Annotated in this window: 18 protein-coding genes; 9 read left to right on the forward strand and 9 right to left on the reverse strand. The window is 73.5% G+C overall.

The genetic code is table 11. The features are described from left to right. Nucleotides 1–137 precede the first annotated feature (137 nt). From EFE23_RS23175 to EFE23_RS23185, 3 genes are all read left to right on the forward strand, one after another. Complete coding sequence (locus EFE23_RS23175; RefSeq protein WP_123243041.1) at nucleotides 138–881, forward strand: YidC/Oxa1 family membrane protein insertase; 744 nt, start codon at nucleotides 138–140, stop codon at nucleotides 879–881. A gap of 77 nt (nucleotides 882–958) precedes the next feature. Beyond that, the gene (locus tag EFE23_RS23180; RefSeq protein WP_123243042.1) at nucleotides 959–2,368 is read left to right on the forward strand and encodes a carbohydrate-binding protein; all 1,410 of its coding nucleotides are present in this window, start codon (nucleotides 959–961) and stop codon (nucleotides 2,366–2,368) included. Between the two features lie 154 nt (nucleotides 2,369–2,522). Further along, entirely contained in the window at nucleotides 2,523–4,088 is a 1,566-nt protein-coding gene (locus EFE23_RS23185) for a cellulose binding domain-containing protein (protein ID WP_123243043.1), read from the forward strand. Between the two features lie 9 nt (nucleotides 4,089–4,097). Here EFE23_RS23185 and EFE23_RS23190 read toward each other — a convergent pair whose 3' ends face one another. Then, nucleotides 4,098–4,760 carry a DedA family protein gene (locus EFE23_RS23190; RefSeq protein ID WP_123243044.1) on the reverse strand — a complete coding sequence of 221 codons (663 nt, stop codon included), beginning with the start codon at nucleotides 4,758–4,760 and terminating at the stop codon, nucleotides 4,098–4,100. A gap of 61 nt (nucleotides 4,761–4,821) precedes the next feature. Beyond that, entirely contained in the window at nucleotides 4,822–5,439 is a 618-nt protein-coding gene (locus EFE23_RS23195; RefSeq protein ID WP_123243045.1) for a DUF1349 domain-containing protein, read from the reverse strand. A 72-nt stretch (nucleotides 5,440–5,511) separates the two neighbouring features. Here EFE23_RS23195 and EFE23_RS23200 point away from each other — a divergent pair, with 72 nt between their 5' ends. Together EFE23_RS23200 and fabG are read left to right on the forward strand one after the other, a co-directional pair. Continuing rightward, nucleotides 5,512–7,164 (forward strand): alpha-amylase family protein, encoded by a 1,653-nt coding sequence (locus tag EFE23_RS23200; RefSeq protein ID WP_123243046.1) that lies wholly within the window; start codon nucleotides 5,512–5,514, stop codon nucleotides 7,162–7,164. A gap of 55 nt (nucleotides 7,165–7,219) precedes the next feature. Beyond that, nucleotides 7,220–7,978, forward strand: coding sequence for a 3-oxoacyl-ACP reductase FabG (gene fabG / locus EFE23_RS23205; protein ID WP_123243047.1), 759 nt, complete (start codon nucleotides 7,220–7,222; stop codon nucleotides 7,976–7,978). Between the two features lie 277 nt (nucleotides 7,979–8,255). Here the strand turns inward: fabG and EFE23_RS23210 are convergent, their stop codons facing one another. Together EFE23_RS23210 and EFE23_RS23215 are read right to left on the reverse strand one after the other, a co-directional pair. Beyond that, a complete protein-coding gene (locus tag EFE23_RS23210) occupies nucleotides 8,256–8,660 on the reverse strand; it encodes a hypothetical protein (RefSeq protein ID WP_123243048.1) in 405 nt (134 codons plus the stop codon). Continuing rightward, entirely contained in the window at nucleotides 8,653–9,057 is a 405-nt protein-coding gene (locus EFE23_RS23215; protein ID WP_123243049.1) for a hypothetical protein, read from the reverse strand. The genes EFE23_RS23210 and EFE23_RS23215 overlap by 8 nt, the downstream gene beginning before the upstream one ends. Nucleotides 9,058–9,218: 161 nt before the next feature. Here EFE23_RS23215 and EFE23_RS23220 point away from each other — a divergent pair, with 161 nt between their 5' ends. Next, nucleotides 9,219–10,118 carry a Gfo/Idh/MocA family protein gene (locus EFE23_RS23220; RefSeq protein WP_199737190.1) on the forward strand — a complete coding sequence of 300 codons (900 nt, stop codon included), beginning with the start codon at nucleotides 9,219–9,221 and terminating at the stop codon, nucleotides 10,116–10,118. 522 nt (nucleotides 10,119–10,640) lie between these two features. Continuing rightward, nucleotides 10,641–11,450 carry an ErmE/ErmH/ErmO/ErmR family 23S rRNA (adenine(2058)-N(6))-methyltransferase gene (gene erm, locus EFE23_RS23225; protein WP_123243050.1) on the forward strand — a complete coding sequence of 270 codons (810 nt, stop codon included), beginning with the start codon at nucleotides 10,641–10,643 and terminating at the stop codon, nucleotides 11,448–11,450. A gap of 15 nt (nucleotides 11,451–11,465) precedes the next feature. Here the strand turns inward: erm and EFE23_RS23230 are convergent, their stop codons facing one another. Then, nucleotides 11,466–11,657, reverse strand: coding sequence for a DUF2795 domain-containing protein (locus EFE23_RS23230; RefSeq protein WP_123243051.1), 192 nt, complete (start codon nucleotides 11,655–11,657; stop codon nucleotides 11,466–11,468). Between the two features lie 117 nt (nucleotides 11,658–11,774). Here EFE23_RS23230 and EFE23_RS23235 point away from each other — a divergent pair, with 117 nt between their 5' ends. Continuing rightward, complete coding sequence (locus tag EFE23_RS23235; RefSeq protein ID WP_123243052.1) at nucleotides 11,775–13,031, forward strand: erythromycin esterase family protein; 1,257 nt, start codon at nucleotides 11,775–11,777, stop codon at nucleotides 13,029–13,031. Nucleotides 13,032–13,053: 22 nt separating this feature from the next. Here EFE23_RS23235 and EFE23_RS23240 read toward each other — a convergent pair whose 3' ends face one another. The 3 genes from EFE23_RS23240 to EFE23_RS23250 all read right to left on the reverse strand — a co-directional run bounded on the left by EFE23_RS23240 (nucleotide 13,054) and on the right by EFE23_RS23250 (nucleotide 16,269). Next, nucleotides 13,054–15,234 carry an MMPL family transporter gene (locus EFE23_RS23240; RefSeq protein ID WP_123243053.1) on the reverse strand — a complete coding sequence of 727 codons (2,181 nt, stop codon included), beginning with the start codon at nucleotides 15,232–15,234 and terminating at the stop codon, nucleotides 13,054–13,056. 34 nt (nucleotides 15,235–15,268) lie between these two features. Continuing rightward, the gene (locus EFE23_RS23245) at nucleotides 15,269–15,814 is read right to left on the reverse strand and encodes a TetR/AcrR family transcriptional regulator (protein WP_123243058.1); all 546 of its coding nucleotides are present in this window, start codon (nucleotides 15,812–15,814) and stop codon (nucleotides 15,269–15,271) included. Nucleotides 15,815–15,894: 80 nt separating this feature from the next. After that, nucleotides 15,895–16,269 carry a winged helix-turn-helix transcriptional regulator gene (locus EFE23_RS23250; protein ID WP_199737191.1) on the reverse strand — a complete coding sequence of 125 codons (375 nt, stop codon included), beginning with the start codon at nucleotides 16,267–16,269 and terminating at the stop codon, nucleotides 15,895–15,897. Between the two features lie 101 nt (nucleotides 16,270–16,370). On the opposite strand from EFE23_RS23250, the gene EFE23_RS23255 reads away from it, so the two are divergent. Further along, a complete protein-coding gene (locus EFE23_RS23255; protein ID WP_123243055.1) occupies nucleotides 16,371–17,813 on the forward strand; it encodes an MFS transporter in 1,443 nt (480 codons plus the stop codon). Between the two features lie 262 nt (nucleotides 17,814–18,075). Here the strand turns inward: EFE23_RS23255 and pdxR are convergent. After that, the coding region (pdxR, locus tag EFE23_RS23260; protein WP_233601114.1) for a MocR-like pyridoxine biosynthesis transcription factor PdxR at nucleotides 18,076–19,486 on the reverse strand (1,411 nt) is incomplete at its 5' end.

The raw sequence follows: 19,486 nt of genomic DNA on the forward strand, positions 1-19,486 counted from the left end.
GCCTGCGCCCCTCGGCCGCGTAGCGCTTTCGCCGCCCGGACGCGGCGGTGGCCGCGCGGCCGCTCCCGTCGTCATCCGTCCCGCCGGGACGCGTCGTCCCGCCGGGGCATCCGGGTATCGGACCGAGGGGTTGCCTCATGCTCGCCTTCGCACCACTGCACACCGCGGCGTCCGTCGCCGCCACCGTCGTCACCTGGCTCGCCGACACGCTCACCCCGCTGGCCGGCGGGACCGCCACGGCGGTGGCCATCGTCCTGTTCACCATCGGGGTCCGGCTGCTGATCTCGCCGCTCACCCTGGCCCAGGTCCGCGGGGAGCGGCGCCGCGCGGCGCTCGCCCCCGAGGTCCGCGACCTCCAGCGGAGGTACGCCGATGACCCCGGCCGGCTGCAGAGCGAGCTGTTCGCGCTCTACCGGCGGGCCGGGGCGAACCCGGTGGCGGGCTGCCTGCCGGCGCTGTTGCAGGCGCCGTTCTTCCTGGTCATGTACCGCCTCTTCGCCACCGGCGACGGCCATCCCGCCCTGCTGAACGAGAAGCTGGCCGGGGTGCCGCTCGGCTGGCACCTCGGTGACGGGCTCTCCGGTCCGGTGCTGGCCCTCTTCGGGGTGCTGCTGGCGGCGCTGCTCGCGTTGGCCTGGTGGTCCTCCGGGCGGGCCCGGCGCGCGGCGGCCGCCACCGGCACCGTGGCCGGTACGCCGACCGAGGGCCCGGGCGCCGCCGTGCTCGGCCGGTTGGTCCCGCTGCTGCCGTACACCACCGTGCTGGTGGCTCTGGTGGTGCCGCTGGCGGCGGTGCTCTACCTGGTCACCACCACCGCGTGGACCGCGTTGGAGCAGCTGGTGCTGCGCCGCCCGCAGCCGGCATCCATCGACGTGCGTTGACAAGGCCGGGGGCGGGGGCGTAGAAAACGCCCTCAGAGAGCGCTCTCCTGGCCCCGTCCCCGCAGAGAGGCACCCCGATGAATCCTGCCCCGGCGGCTCCGGCCGCCCCCTCCACCGTGCGCCGCCCGCGCCGCCGGCTCGCCCTGGCCGTGGCCGCGCTCGCCACCACCACCGCGGTGGCCACCGTCTCGTTGACCGCGCACGCGGCCGTGCCGCCGCCCGCCTCCGGCTGGAGCCTGGTGTGGAGCGATGACTTCGCCGGCGCGGCCGGCACCCTGCCCTCGTCCGCCAACTGGATCATCGACACCGGCACCAGCTATCCGGGCGGCCCGGCCAACTGGGGCACCGGCGAGATCCAGACCTACACCGCGAACACCGCCAACCTGTCCCAGGACGGCGGCGGCAACCTGCGGATCACCCCGCTGCGGGACGCCGCCGGCCGGTGGACCTCGGCCCGGATCGAGACCGTGCGCGCCGACTTCAAGCCGCCGGCCGGGGGAGTGCTGGCGATCGAGGGCCGGATCCAGATGCCGAACGTCACCGGCGCGGAGGCGGCCGGCTACTGGCCGGCGTTCTGGTCGCTCGGCTCGCCCTACCGGGGCAACTACCAGAACTGGCCGGGCATCGGCGAGATCGACGTGATGGAGAACGTCAACGGGCTCAACCAGGTCTGGGGGACGCTGCACTGCGGCGTCGCGCCCGGCGGCCCGTGCAACGAGTTCAACGGACTCGGCAACACCCGGGCCTGCCCCGGCAGCACCTGCCAGTCCGCGTTCCACACCTACCGCACCGAGTGGGACGCCTCGGTCAGCCCGCAGCAGCTGCGCTGGTACGTGGACGGCCAGCTGTTCCACACCGTCAGCCAGACCCAGGTCGGTGAGCCGTACTGGAGCCAGATGACCGGGCACGGCGGCTACTTCCTGCTGCTCAACGTGGCGATGGGCGGCTCGTTCCCGAACGGCGTCGCCGGCTACACCACACCGACCGCGTCGACCGTCTCCGGCCGGCCGATGCTGGTCGACTACGTCGCGGTCTACGCGAGGGGTGGCGGCAGCACCACCCCGCCGCCCCCCTCCGGGACGGTGGACGCGTACTCGACCATCCAGGCCGAGGCGTTCAACGCCCAGAACGGGGTGCAGACGGAGGCGTGCGCCGAAGGGGGCCAGAACATCGGCTGGCTCGCCAACGGTGACTGGGCCCGGTACGACAACGTGGACTTCGGCGGCACCCCGCCGAAGGACTTCGTGGCCCGGGTCGCCTCCGGCGCCCCGAGCGGGGTGAGCGGCCTGGTCCAGGTGCGGGTGGACAGCCCGACCGCCGCGCCGAGCGGCAGCTTCGCGATCGCGAACACCGGCGGCTGGCAGAGCTGGCGCTCGGTGCCGGGCAACGTCGCCGCGGTCACCGGGCGGCACACCGTCTACCTGACCTTCAGCAGCGGCCAGGCCGCGGACTTCGTCAACGTCAACTGGTTCACCTTCCGGCACTGAGATGCAAGGAGGGGCCCCTTCTTAACGCCTGGTGCGGGTAAAGGGGCCCCTCCTAACATCCCTCTGGACAGAAACAGTTAACACTCTTAATAATGGGCGCACGTCGACGGTTGTAAATGCCTCTCCGCCACCACAACGGTCCCTGGAGGACACCGTGAGACTCCGCCCTGCCCGCGCGGCGACGTTCGCCGTCGCGCTCGCCACCGCCCTGGTGGCGGCCACCGTGCTGGCCGCGCCACCCGCCTCCGCCGCCACCGCCGCCTTCGTCCGCACCTCCAGTTGGGGCACCGGGTACGAGGCCAAGTTCACCGTCACCAACGACAGTTCGGCCAGCATCTCCTCGTGGAACGTGCAGTTCGACCTGCCGGCCGGCAGCGCCGTCGGCTCGTACTGGGACGCGCTGCTGAGCACCTCCGGGCAGCACGTCACCGCCGTGAACCAGTCCTGGAACGGCACCCTCGCCCCGGGCGCCAGCACCACCTTCGGCTTCATCGTCAGCGGCACCGGCGACCCGGCCAACTGCACGGTCAACGGCGGCCTGTGCACCGGCGGGGGCGGCGGCAACCCGGGAGCCCCGGCCACCCCGGGCGGCCTGCGGGTCACCGGCGCCACCAACACCTCGATCTCGCTGGCCTGGAACGCCGTCGCCGGCACGGTCAGCGGCTACCGGGTGTACGAGGGCAGCAGCCTGAAGGCCACGGTCACCGGCACCTCCGCCACCGTCTCCGGGCTGTCCGCCTGCACCGGGCACAGCTACACGGTCACCGCGTACAACGCCGGCGGCGAGTCGGCGAAGTCGGCCGCGGTGTCGGGCAGCACCACCGGCTGCACCGGCGGGGGTGGCGGCGCGATGGCCGCCGCGCCCTACCTCTACCCCGGCTGGGGCGACCCGCCCGCGCCGTCGACGGTGATGGGCGCGACCGGGATCAAGTGGTTCACCATCGCGTTCGTGCTCTCCGGCGGCGGCTGCACGCCGGCCTGGGACGGCACCGGCCCGCTCACCGGCAGCACCTGGGCCAGCACCATCGCCGCGATCCGCGCGGCGGGCGGCGACGTGATCCCCTCGTTCGGCGGCTGGAGCGGCAACAAGCTCGGCCCGAACTGCTCCTCGGCCAGCGCGCTGGCCGGCGCCTACCAGCAGGTCATCAACGCGTACGGGCTGAAGGCGATCGACATCGACATCGAGAACACCGACGAGTTCGAGAACGAGGTGGTGCAGGACCGGATCCTCGGCGCCCTGAAGATCGTCAAGCAGAACAACCCCGGGTTGAAGACCATCGTCACCATCGGCACCTCGACCAGCGGGCCGTCCTGGTGGGGCACCCGCCTGATCAACCAGGCCGCCGCGCTCCAGGCCGGCGTCGACGTCTTCACCATCATGCCGTTCGACTTCGGCGGCGGGGCGAACATGTACCAGAGCACGGTCAACGCCGCCGAGGGGCTGAAGAACGCGCTCAAGACCGCCTTCGGCTGGTCCGACGCCACCGCGTACGCCCACATGGGCGTCTCCGGCATGAACGGTCTCTCCGACCAGCAGGAGCTGACCTCGCCGGCCACCTGGACCCAGATCCGGGACTGGGCCAAGGCCCGCGGGCTCGCCCGGTTCACCTTCTGGTCGGTCAACCGGGACCGGCCCTGCCCGGGCGGCGGCGTGGTCTCCAACTGCTCCGGCATCTCCCAGAACACCTGGGAGTTCACCTCGATCACCGCGCAGTACTGAGCCAGCGGGTCAGCGACCGGCGGTCACCGACCGCCGGTCGCGCCGCCGGCGTACCTTCTTCACCACCCAGCTCGCGACCATCACGGCGAAGACCACGAAGATCGCGTAGTTGAACCACTGGCTGTACCGGTCGACGTCCTGCCAGCGGGAGCCGAGGGCGAAGCCGAGCCCGACGATCAACGCGTTCCACACCCCGCTGCCGATCGTGGTGAGCAGGACGAACTGGCCCAGCGGCATCCGTTCCGCCCCGGCCGGGATCGACACCAGGCTGCGTACCACCGGCACCACCCGACCGATCAGGACCGCCCACTTCCCGTACCGCTCGAACCAGCGGTCGGCCTTTTCCAGGTCCTCCCGGTCCACCAGCGGGATGTGGTCCAGCCAGCGCTTCAACCGTTCCTCGCCGAGCGCGGCGCCGAGCCAGTAGAGCACCAGCGCGCCGAGCAGCGACCCGACCGTCGCGGCCAGCACGATCAGCACCACGCTGAACCGGCCCTCGGCGGCCAGGTAGCCGGCCATGGCCAGGACGATCTCGCTGGGGATCGGCGGGATGACGCTCTCCAGGGCGACCAGCAGCGCCACCCCGACGGCGCCCAGCGAGTCGATGACGCTCGCCACCCAGCCGGTCAGCCCGGTGAACTGGTTCGGGTCGACGTTCTGGGCGAGAGCCATGGGCGTCCTTCCGGCCGTCGGGGGATCCGACAGACGTACCCCGCGGCCGGCCGGTCACACCTCACGGTGACCGGCCCCACCACCCGTCACGGATGCAGCGCCTCGTCCGCCGCCCCTGCCGCCAGCCGGTGAAGCGGACCACCAGACCGCCGCGGCTCGGCGAGCAGCAGTACGGCCCGGCCGACGCCTCGGCCGCCGGGTCCAACGGGGCGACCCGGACCAGCCGCCACGGCTCGCCGGCCACCCGGGCCCGGACGGTCAGCGCGTCGCCCGCCCGGCTGATCCGCACGGTGACCTCCCGCCCGGACCACCCCGGCACCGGAGCCACCGACCAGTCCGACCGCTCGTCGGTGACCACCGCGCCGACCTGCGGCTGGCCGTCGCTGACCTCCACCCCCGCCTTGGTCCAGCGCCGGTCGTCCACCCGGACCAGCGCCCCCGCCTGGTCGAACTGCGCGGCGTAGTCGAGCTGGAAGCTCACCTCCACGGCGCTGTCCGTCGGGAACGGCGCCAGCAGCGCCGACCCGTCGTCGTGCACGAAGCCGTAGCTGGTCCGGCGCCAGAAGTCGCTGCCCCCGCGCGGCTCGACCAGCAGGTCCGGGCCGGCGGAGTCGGCCCGCTCCGGCGGGTTCAGCCAACTGCCGGTGGACCAGTCGACGGCTACGGTGTCGGCGCTCATCCCGGCACCGTACCGGCCCGCCCGGCGGCCCGGGGGTTTGCCGCGTCACCGAACCGGAGAAGTAGACCCGGCATGGTGGACAGGTGGTACAAGCAGGCGGTCATCTACTGCCTGGACGTCGATACGTTCGCAGACTCCGACGGCGACGGGGTGGGTGACTTCCGTGGCCTCATCAGCCGGCTGGACTATCTCGCCCGACTGGGCGTGACGTGTATCTGGCTCAATCCGATCCACCCGTCGCCCAACCGCGACGACGGCTACGACGTCACCGACTTCTACAACGTCAGCCCCAGGCTGGGCAGCCTCGGCGACTTCGCGGAGCTGCTGCACCAGGCGAGGAGCAAGGGCATCCGGGTGATGATCGACCTGGTGGTCAACCACACCTCCGACGAGCACCCGTGGTTCCAGTCCGCCCGCTCCTCACCCGACTCCCCGTACCGCGACTGGTACGTGTGGAGCGACGAGGCGCCGCCGGACCGGCACCAGGGGATGGTGTTCCCGGGCGAGCAGGACGAGACCTGGAGCTACGACCGCACCGCGAAGGCCTGGTACTACCACCGCTTCTACAAGTTCCAGCCGGATCTGAACTTCAGCAACCCGAAGGTCCGGGAGGAGATCAAGAAGATCGCCTCCTTCTGGCTCCAGCTCGGCGTCTCCGGCTTCCGGATCGACGCCGCCCCGTTCATCATCGAGCTGACCGAGCCGGGCAACCCGGACTCGCCCAAGGACATGGAGTTCCTCACCGAGCTGCGCCAGCACGTGCAGTGGCGGCGCGCCGACGCCGTCCTGCTGGCCGAGGCGAACGTGGAGCCGGACCAGCTGCCGGTCTACTTCGGCGACAGCGGCGGCTCGGCCAACCGGATCCACATGCTCTTCGACTTCATGCTGAACGGGCGGCTGATGCTCGCCCTGGCCCGGCAGGACCCGGAGCCGGTGATCGAGGCGCTGCGGGACACCCCGGCCCTGCCCGATGGCGGGCAGTGGGCCACCTTCCTGCGTAACCACGACGAGATCGACCTGTCCCGGCTCACCGCCGAGCAGCGCAACCAGGTGTACGAGCAGTTCGGGCCGGACGAGAACATGCGGCTCTACGGCCGGGGCATCCGCCGCCGGCTCGCCTCGATGCTGGGCAACGACCGCCGGCACATCGAGCTGGCGTACGCGCTCCAGTTCTCGCTGCGCGGCACGCCGGTGCTGCGCTACGGCGAGGAGATCGGCATGGGGGAGGACCTGTCGCTGCCCGGCCGGGAGGCGATCCGTACCCCGATGCAGTGGTCGTACAAGGAGAACGGCGGCTTCTCCACCGCGGACCCGGAGAAGCTGGTCCGACCGGTGGTCGACAAGGGCGAGTACAGCTACCAGAAGGTCAACGTCACCGCCCAGCGCAAGGACCCGCGGTCGCTGCTGGGCTGGTTCGAGCGGATGATCCGTACCCTCCGGGAGGCCCCGGAGATCGGCTCCGGCTCCACCAGCCACATCGACGTGCCCATGCCGCCCGGGGTGCTCGCGCACCGGGCCGACGGGCCGACCGGGACGATGGTCTTCCTGCACAACCTCGGCACGGAGGACGTCGAGGTGGACCTCAGCATCCTCGCGCCCGAGGCGGACCTGCCGATCGACGTGCTCACCGACCGCAACTACGAGGAGGTCGGCAAGCTCGACCGGCTCAAGCTCTCCGGTTACGGCTACCGCTGGATCCGGATCTGCCGGGGCCAGCAGCTGTGACGACGCGACCGGGGTTAAGCTCCTTCGATCGACCCCAAGTTACCGGGAGGTAATCATGTCGGAGGAGCCCCGCGTCGCCATCGTGACCGGAGCCGCGCGCGGCATCGGGGCGGCCACCGCCCGCCGGCTGGCTGCCGACGGCATGGCCGTCGCCGTGGTCGACATCGAGGAGTCGGCGACCAAGGAGACCGTGGACGCCATCGCCGCCGCCGGCGGCCGGGCCCTGGGCGTCGGCGCCGACGTCTCCGACCGGGCCCAGGTGGAGGCCGCCGTCGAGCGGGTCGCCGTCGAGCTGGGCGCGCCGACCGTACTGGTCAACAACGCCGGCGTGCTCCGCGACAACCTGCTGTTCAAGATGACCGACGCCGACTGGGACACGGTCATGGGCGTGCACCTGCGCGGGGCGTTCCTGTTCAGCCAGGCCGCGCAGCAGCACATGGTCGAGCGGAAGTGGGGCCGGATCGTCAACCTCTCCAGCACCTCCGCGCTGGGCAACCGTGGCCAGGCGAACTACTCCGCCGCCAAGGCGGGCCTGCAGGGCTTCACCAAGACCCTGGCCATCGAGCTGGGCCCGTTCGGGGTGACCGTCAACGCGGTCGCGCCGGGCTTCATCGTCACCGACATGACCGCCGCCACCGCGGCCCGGATGAAGGTCGACTTCTCCGCCCTCCAGCAGCACGCCGCCGCCGAGATCCCGGTCCGCCGCACCGGCCGGCCGGAGGACGTCGCGCACACCGTCTCGTTCCTGGCCAGCGAGGGCGCGTCCTTCGTCTCCGGCCAGGTCATCTACGTCGCCGGTGGCCCCAAGGACTGACCCGGGTCACCCACACCCTCCGCGAATGGCCACTCTTTCCCGCAAAGAGTGGCTATTCCACGTTCGATGCCCCCTCTTCCCGTCAAAGAGGGCCCACCCACGGGTGGGCCGCGCTGCGCGCTTCGCGCTGCGCGCTTCGCGCTGCGCGCTGCGCCGGCGCGGTGGGCACTAGTTCACGGAAAGAGTGGCTGTTCCGCGCTCGACGACCACTCTTTCCGTGAAAGAGGGCCCTCGGCGCGGCGGCGCGGGGGCGGCGCGGGGGCGGCGCGGTGGGTGGTCAGGCGGGGGCGCGGCGGGTGCGCCAGAGCCAGAAGAGGCCGAGCATGGGCAGCACGAGCGGGACGTAGCCGTAGCCGCTGCCGAAGTCCGACCAGACCGTCTCGTCCGGGAAGAGTTCCTTGTCGGCGATGCTGAGGATGCCGACCGCGACCACCCCGACCAGCTCGACCGAGCAGCAGGCCAGCGCCACCCGGCGGCCGGTGTGTCCGGCCCGGGCCAGCCCGACCGCCGCCACGATGTAGATCAGTGCGGCCACCGCGGAGAGCAGGTACGCCACCGGCGCCTCGTCGAACTTGGTGGCGATCTGCAGGCCCGCCCGGGAGGTGGCGGCGATGGCGAAGAGGATGTAGATCGCGATCAGCAGCCGGCCCGGTCCCCGGTTCGTCGCGCGCTGCTCAGCCACCGAGGACCTCCCAGGTCTGCTGGAGGCGGACCACCACCACCGGGGTCACCAGGCAGACGGCGCAGACGATCGCCGAACCCCAGCGGGTCGGCTCCATCCGGGCCAGCACCCAGGCCAGCGGCGGCAGGCAGACCAGCGTGACCAGGTAGCCGAAGAACGCCCCCGGCTCGCCCGGCCGCTCACCGCCACCGAGCGCGACGAGCGCCACCACGGCGAGCGCGAGCAGGGTCAGCTCCAGCACCGCCAGGCCGACGAACTGGAGCCGGTCCGGCGCCCGGTGGCGCAGCGCCGCCACCAGGGCCCAGACCGCGATTACGAGCGACAGCACGATCGAGGCCGTCGCGAGGAGCCCGTCCACCGGCGAGCCGGCCGCCGCGGCGCTGGTCATCGACGCCATCCCGGCGCAGTCTGGTTCACCGGCACAGCCTACTAAGCGTCGTAGTAGCCGCCGCCGCCCGGCTCTCCCGACGGGTCGGGGCGCACGCGGCGGGCCGGACGACTAGCGTGGATCACGGCCACCGGCGTACGCCGTGGCGGACCACGACGGCAGGGGGACTCGTGCTGCGGTTCGGCTTGTTCGGCACCGGTCACTGGGCGGCGGAGACGCACGCCGCGGCCATCGACGCCCATTCCGGGGCCACCCTCGCCGGGGTCTGGGGTCGCGATCCGGCGAAGGCCGGCGCGCTGGCCGGGCGGCACGGCGTGCCGGCTTTCGACGACGTGGACGCGCTGCTCGGCGCGTGCGACGCGATCGCCGTGGCGCTGCCGCCGGACGTGCAGGCCGAGATCGCCGTCCGGGCCGCCGCCGCCGGCAAGCACCTGCTGCTGGACAAGCCGCTGGCGTTGAGCCTCGCCGAGGCCGATCGGGTGGTCACCGCGGCCCAGGCGTCCGGAGTGGCCTCGGTGGTCTTCTTCACCAGCCGGTTCCTGCCGGACATCGCCGCCGAACTCGCCGCCCTCGCCTCGGCCGGTGGCTGGCACACCGCCAAGGCGGTCCGGTTCGGGTCGATCTTCCAGCCGGGCAGCCCGTACGGCGACTCGCCCTGGCGCCGGGAGCACGGCGCGCTGTGGGACATCGGCCCGCACGCGCTCTCGCTGATCCTGCCGGTGCTCGGCCGGGTTACCCGGGTCGCCGCGATGGACGGGCCGCGCGGCCTGGTGCACCTGCTGCTCACCCACGAGGGCGGTCCGACCAGCACCATCTCCCTCACCCTCGACGCACCCACCGAGATGACCGCCAAGGAGTTCGTCTTCTACGGCGAGAACGGGACGGCGGAGCTGCCGCCGGGTGACGGGAGCGCGATCACCGCCTTCGGCACCGCGATCGACCAGTTGCTGGAGGAGGTCGAGGCGGGCACCCGGGACCACCGCTGCGACGTCCGGTTCGGGCGGGAGGTGGTGGCCGTGCTCGAGGCCGCCGAGACCGCTCGCAGCCAGGGCCGCATCGTCGACCTCTGAGCCCGCGACCAGCGCGAAGGGCGCCGCCGGGTCGCTCGGCCGGCCGAAATGCGTCGCGGGCCGGCCCGCCCGTGGCTAGCCTGGCCGGCATGTGTACGCACGCCCTGATCGACGTGGCCGCCACGCCGGCCGCGCGAGGGCTCCTCCTGGTCGCCCGTCCGCGGCTCCGGCGTCCGGCCCTGGCCGGCCGGGACGCCCACCGCGCCTGACCTGACCGCCCGCCCCGCCGGCCCCTGACCGAGCCGGCCGGTGCCGGCTGTCCGGCACGGCCGCCCGCCCCCGACGCGGGCGGTCTGGCCGGCGCGGTCCAATCGCCGCCCCGATCCCGGCGGCCGTCGGTCGCGTCCCGCCGACTCCAGGGTCGTCCGAGTCCCGATCCGCTCGGGCAGACGCCTGGCTCGACCCACCTCGCCGACCTTGCGGGGTCCGACCTAACGGACGACCGCCACCTCGCCGAACCCGTGTCGATCACCACGCGCCGGTCCGTACCCGTCGCCGTCCGGCGACAGACAGGACGAACCCGTGGCGCCCCGCCGACCCACCGCACGCGACCGGTCCCGTCGCGTACTGTCCCAGAACTTCCTCGCCGACCCGGCCGCCGTCGCGCGGGTGGTCCGGGCGGCCCGACTCGGCCCGGACGACCTGCTGCTGGAGGTGGGCGCGGGCCGCGGCCGACTGACCCGGCCGCTCGCCGCCCGGTGCGGCCGGCTGATCGCGTACGAGGTCGACCCGGCCGTCCTCCCGGAGCTGGCCGCAACCTGCGCGGACCTGCCCCGGGTCGAGGTCCGGCCGGCGGACTTCCTCGCCGCCACCCCGCCCGCCGAACCGTTTGCGGTGGTGGGCAACATCCCCTGGTCGTTGACCGCCGCGGTGGTCCGCTGGTGCCTCGCCGCGCCCGGCCTGCGCTCGGCGACGCTGCTCACCCAGCTGGAGTACGCCCGCAAGCGGGCCGGTGACCGGGGCCGGTGGAGCCGGCTCACGGTGCTCACCTGGCCGGAGCGCCACTGGCGGCTGGCCGGCCGGGTGCCCCGGACCGCGTTCCGGCCGGTGCCGGCCGTGGACGGCGGCATCCTCCGGGTCGACCGCCGGCCGGCGCCGCTGCTGCCCCGGGCGGCGCTGCCCGCGTACCGGAGGATGGTGGAGCTGGGCTTCGGCGGCGTCGGCGGGTCGCTCGCGGCCTCGCTGCGCACCGCCCACCCGGCGCGCCGGGTCGCGGGCGCGCTCCGGGCCGCCCGGCTCGACCCGGACACGCCGGTCGGCCTGGTCTGGCCCGAGCAGTGGCTGGTGCTGTTCCGGCTGCTACACGCGGTGGATCCGGGACGTTCCCGCTGACCGCGCCGGCCGGGCTCAGGCGAGGGTGTTCAACGCCTCGCCCAGCTCGGCCGGGCTGTCGAACTCCTCCACCGGCAGCGCCTTCAACATCTGCAACATCTCGGTGCTGCCGCCGTTCTCCTGGCACCAGCGGACCAGGTCCTCGCGGGAGACCGGGTAGTCGAGCCCGGCCAGGAACTCCTGCCACTGCACCCCGGTGACGGTCATGCCGCCCGCCTACCCGCTTCCTCCGCCGCCATGCCCGACGCACGCCGGACCGTCCCGCCGCTGCCCCGGGGGCGGGCGGCGGCGGTTTGCCCGGGCAGGGGCCGGGTAGCCGCGGGCATGCTGGTTCAGCGGCTCGGCGCGCCGAGCGATTTCGACCCGTTGCTGGAACGCGTCCGGGACGCCCGCGTCGTCATGATCGGCGAGGCGACACACGGCAGCTACGACTACTACCGGCTGCGTGAGCAGTTGACCCGGCGGCTCATCGCCGAGCAGGGCTTCGATTTCGTCGCGGTGGAGGGGGACTGGCCGGACTGCGACCGGGTGCACCGTTCGGTGGTGGGCGCTCCCGGCGGGTTGGCCGACCCGATGGCCGCGCTGGAACGGTTCGAACGCTGGCCCACCTGGATGTGGGCGAACGCCGAGGTGGCCCGCTTCAGCCGGTGGCTGCGGGCGTGGAACCTGGAACGCCCGGAGGGGGAGCGGGCCGGCTTCCACGGGTTGGACGTCTACAGCCTGTGGGAGTCCATGCAGGCCATCTTCGACTACCTGGGCGAGGAGGAGCCGGCCGCGCTGGAGGCGGCGCAGGAGGCGTACCGGTGCTTCGAGCCGTACGGCAAGCGGGTCGAGGAGTACGGCACGGCGAGCCGGTTCGTCTCGGCGCGCTGCGAGGAGGAGGTGGTCCGGCTGCTGGCGCGTACCCGGGAGCAGGCCGCCGCGGACGGCCCGGACCGCTTCTCGGCCTGGCAGAACGCGGAGGTGGTGGCCGGCGCGGAGCGCTACTACCGGGCGATGGTCGGCGGCGGCCCGGATTCGTGGAACGTCCGGGACACCCACATGGCCGACACCCTCGACCGGCTGCTGGACCGCTACGGCCCGGGATCCCGGGGCGTCGTCTGGGCGCACAACACCCACGTCGGCGATGCCCGGGCCACCGACATGGCGGCGGACGGAATGATCAACATCGGCCAGCTCGCGCGGGAGCGGCACGGCCCGGACGCGGTGACGCTGGTCGGCTTCGGCAGCTACCGGGGGACGGTGATCGCCGCGCCGCGCTGGGGTTCCCCGGCCGAGGCGATGGTGGTGCCGCCGGCCCGCGAGGGCTCGGTGGAGCAGCGGCTGCACGAGCTGATGCCGGAGCGGGCGGTGCTGGTCTTCGGCGGCCCGGACCAGCCGGAGTGGGTGACCGGCGCGGCCGACCACCGGGCCATCGGCGTGGTCTACGACCCGAGCTTCGAGTCCTGGGGCAACTACGTGCCGACCCGGCTCGGTGAGCGGTACGACGCGTTCGTCTGGTGCGACGAGGCGACCGCCCTGCACCCGCTGCCGGCGCCGACCACGTTCGGCGAGATGGAGACCTACCCGGCCGGCGTCTGACCGGCCGGGCAGGTCCGCGGGGTCACACCCCGGCGGTCTCCTTCTCCGCGAGGTGGGCGCGCAGGCCCTCGCCCTCGACGTCCACGTTGGGCAGGACCGGGTTCAGCCAGCGCGGGATCCACCAGGCGGCGTTGTTCAGCAGCGACATCACCGCCGGGACGATGGTCATCCGGACCACGAAGGCGTCGATGGCGACACCGATCGCGAGCGCGAAGCCCATCGACTTGATGATCGGGTCCTCGAGGAAGACGAAGCCGCCGAACACCGAGATCATGATCAGCGCGGCGGCGGTGACCACCCGGGCGCCGTGGCCCATGCCGTTGATGGTGGCCTGCCGGGCGGTGTCGCCGTGCACGAAGTCCTCGCGCATCCGGGAGACCAGGAAGACCTCGTAGTCCATGGCCAGGCCGAACAGGATGCCGATGAGCAGGATCGGCAGGAAGCTGACCAGCGGGCCGGGGGTGTCCAGCCCGACCAGGTCGGCCAGGTGGCCCTGCTGGAACACCGCCACGGTGATGCCGAAGGTGGCCGCCACGGTGAGCAGGAAGCCGAGCGCGGCCTTGACCGGCACCAGGATCGAGCGGAACACCAGCATCAGCAGCAGCACCGACAGGCCGACGACCAGCAGCAGGTAGACCGGGAGCGCGGCGGAGAGCTTCTCCGACACGTCGATGCCGATCGCGGTGACGCCGGTCAGCAGCACGTCCGCGTTCCTGATCCCGTCGACCTCGTCGCGGATGTCGTGCACCAGGTTCTCGGTCGCCGCGTCCGTCGGGCCGGTCTTCGGAATCACCCCGATCAGCGCGGTCCGGCCGGTCGGGTCGAGCTGCGGCGGGGCCACCGCGAGCACCCCGTCGGTGCGCTGGATCAGCGCGGTCACCTGCGGCACCGCGGCCTGCGTGGCCTGCGGCGAGTCGGCGGTGACGACCACCGCGAGCCGGCCGGTGAAGCCCGGACCGAAGCCCTCCCGGATCAGGTCGTTGCTGGCCCGGGCCGGGGTGCCCTCGGCCGCGGTGGCGGCGTCCGGCAGCGCCAGGCGCATGTCCTGGGCGGGGATCGCGAGCAGGCCGAGGCCGAGCAGGCCGACCAGGATGACCGGGATCCGCAGCCTGGTCACCCAGCGGGCCCAGCGGAAGCCGAAGCCGGAGCGGTCCTCCGAACCGGTGGCGTCGGACTCGATCGCGTCCTGTCCGCGCAGCTTGCGTGGCAGCACCTTGCGGCCGGCGAAGCCGAGCAGCGCCGGGGCGAGGGTGATCGCGACCAGTACCGCCACGGTGACCGTGCCGGCGGCGGCCAGACCCATCACGGTGAGGAAGGGGATGTCCACCACGGCCAGGCCGGCCAGCGCGATGACCACGGTGGCGCCGGCGAAGACCACGGCGGAACCGGCGGTGCCGACGGCCCGGCCGACCGCCTCCTCGGGGGAGAGCCCGTCGAGCAGGTTCTGCCGGTGCCGGGAGGTGATGAAGAGCGAGTAGTCGATGCCCACCGCCAGGCCGAGCATCAGGGCCAGGATCGGCGCGGTGCTGGTCAGCTCGACCGCCCCGCTGAGCGCGAACAGGCCGGCCATGCCGACGCCGACACCGATCAGCGCGTTCAGCATGGTCATCCCGGCCGCGACCAGCGAGCCGAAGGTGACGACCAGGACGATCGCGGCGACCAGCACGCCGAGGCCCTCGGTCGAGCCGACCTCCGGCTCGGCGTTGAGCACCTCGCCGCCGGGGGCGATCTGCCACCCCTGCGCCTCGGCCTGCGCGCCCACCTTCTCGTACGCGTCGCGCTGGCTCTTCGTGACGTCGTCGGCCCGGCCGGCGAACTGCACCTGGATCAGCGCGTACCGGCCGTCGGGGGTGAGCGCCTTGACCTGGTACGGGTCGACCGCGCCGACCACACCCGGCAGGGTGGCCGCCTCCTGGGTGACCTGCTTGACCACGGCCTGCCCCTGCGGGGTGAGCAGTTCGCCGGCCTGCGGCGCCTTGACGGCGATGGTGCCGGTGGCGCCGCTGGCCGCCGGGAACCGGTCGGCGAGCAGGTCGATGGCACGCTGGGACTCGGTGCCCGGCATGGTGAAGTTGCTCGCCGTCGGGCCCTTGAGGGTGGCCGCGGCGATGCCGAGACCGACGAGTACGACGAGCCAGACGACGGCGACGAGTCGCCGGCGGCGCAACGATGCCCGGCCGAGCCGGTACAGCAGGGTCGCCATGAAGGTTCCTTTGTCCTCGGGGTCGGAACTGTGGTCAGGTGGTGGGTTCGAGCGCGCGGTGCGCCACGGCCAGCAGCGCGGGTCGCAGCTCCTGGTCGGGGATGTCGAGGAACTCGCCGCAGGTCTCGGCGATGCCGGCGAGGACCACCAGGGCGGCGATCCGCGCGGCGGGGCGGTCGGAGTGGCCGGCGAGGGCCGCGACGAGCCGTTCCGAGATCTGCTGGATGTGCGCGAACGCCGGCTGCTGGAGCAGGTCCGGGAACTCGCCGCGGAGCAGCGCGATCTCCCGCCGGAAGCGCACCGCCAGGTCGACGAAGCCCTCGGCGGCGACCCGTTGGGCGTCGGCGCCGGTCCGCCCGGCGATCCGCGCGTCGAGCGCCTCCAGCATCGCGATGGCCGGCGCCATCAACTCGCTGAGCAGCGCTTCCTTGTTGGCGAAGTGGTAGAGCACGGTGGCCTTGGAGCAGCCGACCTCGCGGGCGATGTCCTGCAACGAGGTGCCCTTGTAGCCGGTGACGGCGAACCGCCGTCCCGCCGCGGCGAGGATCTCGTGGTGGGTCTCCGGTACCGCCCGTGCCATGCCCTCCAGCATGCCTGACCGATCGGTCAGTACCTGACCGATCGGTCAGACGACTTGCGTGGCCTTCGCCACAACCGCGCTCAGTCGACCGGCGCGCCGTGCTCCCGGTCGTACGCCAGCCGGGCCGCGCTGATCGACTCCCGGTGCCGCTCCGCCCAATCGGTGAGCGCGACGAGGGACTCGTAGAGCTCCAACGCCATCGGGGTGGCGGTGTACTCGACCTTGGGCGGGACGGTCGGGTAGACGTGCCGGCGCAGCAGGCCGTCCCGTTCCAGGTTGCGCAGGGTCAGCGTGAGCATCCGTCGGCTGATCCCCTCGACCTGGCGCTCCAGTTCGGTGAAGCGGATCGGGCCCTGCGAGGCCGCGATCAGGATGCCGATGCTCCACTTCCCCCCGACCCGGTCCAGCGCCTCGCGCACGGTGCAGGCCCGGGCCTGCTGGGCCGTCACGGTCACACAGCTGTTCCCCTGGGACACCAAAGTGCCTCCTTCCGCTCCGCGTCATGGTCACAGACGATGGCCTCGGTAACAAATCGTGCACCAAGGAGGCTCCTCCCATGACGGGGACACACCGCTGGCCCGCGCTGCTCGTGCTCTGCGCCGGCAGCCTGATGATCATCCTGGACGGCAGCATCGTCGCGGTGGCACTGCCGGCGATCCAGGACGACCTGGGCTTCCCGCCCGCCGGACTGGCCTGGGTGGTGAACGCGTACCTGGTCGCCTTCGGTGGTCTGCTCCTGCTCGCCGGGCGGCTCGGCGACCTGCTCGGCCGGCGGCAGGTCTTCCTGGCCGGGGTCGCCCTGTTCACCCTCGCCTCGCTGGCCTGCGCGGCGGCCACCGGACCGGCCACCCTCGTCACGGCCCGGTTCGTCCAGGGCGTCGGCGGCGCGCTCACCACCGCGGTCGCTCTCGGCATGATCGTGCGCCTCTTCCCCGAACCCGCCGAGCGGGCCCGGGCGATCGCCGTGTTCGCCTTCACCGGGGCGGCCGGCGCGTCCCTCGGCCTGCTGGCCGGGGGAGTCCTCACCGACCTGGCCGGCTGGCGGGCGATCTTCCTGATCAACCTGCCGATCGGTGGGCTGATCCTGGTCGCCGGCATCCGGCTGGTCGTCCGGGACCTCGGGATCGGACTGCGGGCCGGCCTGGACGTGGCCGGCGCGCTGCTGGCCACCGCCGGCCTGATGGCCACGGTGCTAGCCATCGTCGGCGCGGGGGAACACGGCTGGACATCGGCGCGCACCCTCGGCGCGGCCGGGCTCGCCGCCGTACTGCTGGCCGGGTTCGCGGCCCGGCAGCGGGCCGCCGCCACGCCGCTGCTGCCGCCCCACGTGCTGCGGGCACCCGGCCTGATCGCCGCCAACGCCGTGCAGTTCCTGATGGTGGCCGCGTACTTCGGCTTCCAGTTCCTCCTCGCCCTGCACCTGCAACTCGTCCTCGGCCTGGGGGCGGCGGCCACCGGCTTCGCCTTCCTGCCCACCCCGCTGGCCATCGCCGCCGTCTCCCTGGGCCTGGCCGGCCGCCTGGTGGGTCGCCTCGGCGCCCGCCGGGTGCTGGTCGGCGGGCTGGCGCTCGCCGTGGTCGGCTTCCTGCTGCTGGCCCGCCTGCCGGTGGACGCCGGCTACGCCCGAGACGTGCTTCCGGCGCTGCTGGTCTTCGGTGCGGCCGGCGGGCTGACCCTGCCGGCGGTCACCACGCTCGCCATGGCCGGCGCGGCACCGGCCGACGCCGGGCTCGCCTCCGGCCTGGCGAACACCACCCAGCAGGTGGGCGGCGCGCTCGGCCTGGCCGTCCTCGCCACCCTGGCCGCCAGCCGCACCGACGCGCTGCGCGCCGCCGGGACCGAGCCGGTCACCGCCCTCGCCGCCGGCTACCGATCCGCGTTCGCCGTGGCCGCCGCCCTGGTCACCGCCGCCCTCCTGCTCGCCCTCCTGTCCGCCCGCCGTCCCGCGCCCGTGCCGGTCACGGCCACCCCGGTGTCCGACCCGACCGCAGTCCGCTGACCCGCCGCATCGCGCCGGACCGCGCCGCGCCGCTCCTGCGCACCCGGCCTTGATGCTCGTCGCGCGGCGGGGTCCGCTCGCCGTGGGTCCTGGTGCTCGTCGCGGGGCCGCACCCTCCGCCCGCGAGGCTACGAACTTGATGTCGTGAATGAATCGGTCGAAGCCGGAACCGGACGCGGCGGCCGGCAGCGGTGATCCATCCACGTCATCAAGTTTGTAGTCGACGAGAACCTGTCCCAAGCCGCCGGCGGAGCGGGCGGGACTACCGGGGCAGGACGCGGGCCAGGAGGTCCAGGGCGGCGGGGTAGGCGTGTGCCGGCGGGTGGGCGTACCCGATCACCAGGCCGGCCGGCTGGTCGGCCGCTCGATGGTGGTGGGCGGCCAGCCCGCTCAGGCCCAGCCCGTGCGCGGCGGCCGCCGCCAGCACCTCCGCCTCGCCCGGCCCGTCCGCCGGCAGTTGGACGGTGGCGTGCAGGCCGGCCGAGATCCCCTCCACGGTCAGCCGCCCGCCCAGCCGGGCGAGCAGCAGATCCCGGCGCTGGCGGTAGCGGCGCCGGACGGTGCGGACCTGCCGGTCGTAGCCGTGGGTGTCGATCAGGTCGGCGAGGGCGAGCTGGCCGATCGTCTCCGTGTGCAGATCGAGGTGGCGCTTGGCGTCCACCACCGGATCCACCAGCCGGGCCGGGAGCACCAGCCAGGCCAGGCGCAGCGCCGGCCCGAGCGCCTTCGCCGCCGTCCCGACGTACGCCACCTGCTCGGGGGCGGTGCCCTGGACCGCGCCGACGGGCTGGCGGTCGTACCGGAACTCGCCGTCGTAGTCGTCCTCCACGACCAGGCCGCTCCCGGCCCGGGCCCAGTCGGTCAGCGCGTGCCGGCGCGACGGGTGCAGGGTCACCCCGGCCGGGTACTGGTGCGCCGGGGTCACCACGGCCGCGCCCACCCGGGCGAGGGTCCCGGTGCCGAGCAGGTCGGCCCGGGCGCCCCACCCGTCCACCGGCAGCGGCAGCACCGTGCCGCCGTGCCGGCGCACCACCTCCCGGTGGAACGCCAACCCCGGATCCTCCATCGCCACGGTCGCCGTGCCGGCGTCCCGGAGCACGGTGGTGAGCAGCACCAACGCCTGGACGTACCCGGAGGTGACCACGATCCGCTCCGGGTCGGCGAGCACGCCGCGGGCCCGGCCCAGATAGCCGGCGAGTGCCCGGCGCAGCTCCGGCCGGCCGCGCGGGTCGCCGTAGCCGTACGCCTCGGCGGGGGCGACGGCCAGCGCCCGACGGACCGCGCGCAGCCAGGCGGTGACCGGGAAGAGCCCCACGTCGGGGCTGCCCGGGCGCAGGTCGTACCGGAAGGGGGCCGGCCCGGGCGGCGGCGCGGCCGGCGCCGGCGCCACCCGGCGCAGCGGGCTGACCTCGGTGCCCGCGCCGATCCGGGCGACCAGCCAGCCCTCGGCGACCAGTTGGTCGTAGGCGGCGCTGACCGTGCCCCGGGACAGCCCCAGCTCGGCGGCGAGGGCGCGGGTGGCCGGCAGCCGGGTCGACGCGGGCAGCCGGCCGTCGCGGATCGCGTCCCGCAGGGCGCGTTCCAGCCCGGCCCGCCGGCCGCCGCTCGCGTCCAGCTCCAGATGCAGGTCGACGCCGAAATCGGCCCAGTCCATCGACACGAAATTGGAGCTT

The sequence above is a fragment of the Micromonospora solifontis genome, from assembly GCF_003725545.1.
Taxonomy (GTDB): Bacteria; Actinomycetota; Actinomycetes; order Mycobacteriales; family Micromonosporaceae; genus Micromonospora; species Micromonospora solifontis.

Excerpts from the sequence above, each read along its gene's own strand:
- EFE23_RS23175 (WP_123243041.1), top strand. The coding sequence starts at position 138 with ATGCTCGCCTTCGCACCACTGCACACCGCGGCGTCCGTCGCCGCCACC.
- EFE23_RS23180 (WP_123243042.1), top strand. The coding sequence starts at position 959 with ATGAATCCTGCCCCGGCGGCTCCGGCCGCCCCCTCCACCGTGCGCCGC.
- EFE23_RS23190 (WP_123243044.1), bottom strand. The coding sequence starts at position 4,760 with ATGGCTCTCGCCCAGAACGTCGACCCGAACCAGTTCACCGGGCTGACC.
- EFE23_RS23195 (WP_123243045.1), bottom strand. The coding sequence starts at position 5,439 with ATGAGCGCCGACACCGTAGCCGTCGACTGGTCCACCGGCAGTTGGCTG.
- EFE23_RS23200 (WP_123243046.1), top strand. The coding sequence starts at position 5,512 with ATGGTGGACAGGTGGTACAAGCAGGCGGTCATCTACTGCCTGGACGTC.
- fabG (WP_123243047.1), top strand. The coding sequence starts at position 7,220 with ATGTCGGAGGAGCCCCGCGTCGCCATCGTGACCGGAGCCGCGCGCGGC.
- EFE23_RS23215 (WP_123243049.1), bottom strand. The coding sequence starts at position 9,057 with ATGGCGTCGATGACCAGCGCCGCGGCGGCCGGCTCGCCGGTGGACGGG.
- EFE23_RS23230 (WP_123243051.1), bottom strand. The coding sequence starts at position 11,657 with ATGACCGTCACCGGGGTGCAGTGGCAGGAGTTCCTGGCCGGGCTCGAC.
- EFE23_RS23235 (WP_123243052.1), top strand. The coding sequence starts at position 11,775 with ATGCTGGTTCAGCGGCTCGGCGCGCCGAGCGATTTCGACCCGTTGCTG.
- EFE23_RS23240 (WP_123243053.1), bottom strand. The coding sequence starts at position 15,234 with ATGGCGACCCTGCTGTACCGGCTCGGCCGGGCATCGTTGCGCCGCCGG.
- EFE23_RS23245 (WP_123243058.1), bottom strand. The coding sequence starts at position 15,814 with ATGGCACGGGCGGTACCGGAGACCCACCACGAGATCCTCGCCGCGGCG.
- EFE23_RS23255 (WP_123243055.1), top strand. The coding sequence starts at position 16,371 with ATGACGGGGACACACCGCTGGCCCGCGCTGCTCGTGCTCTGCGCCGGC.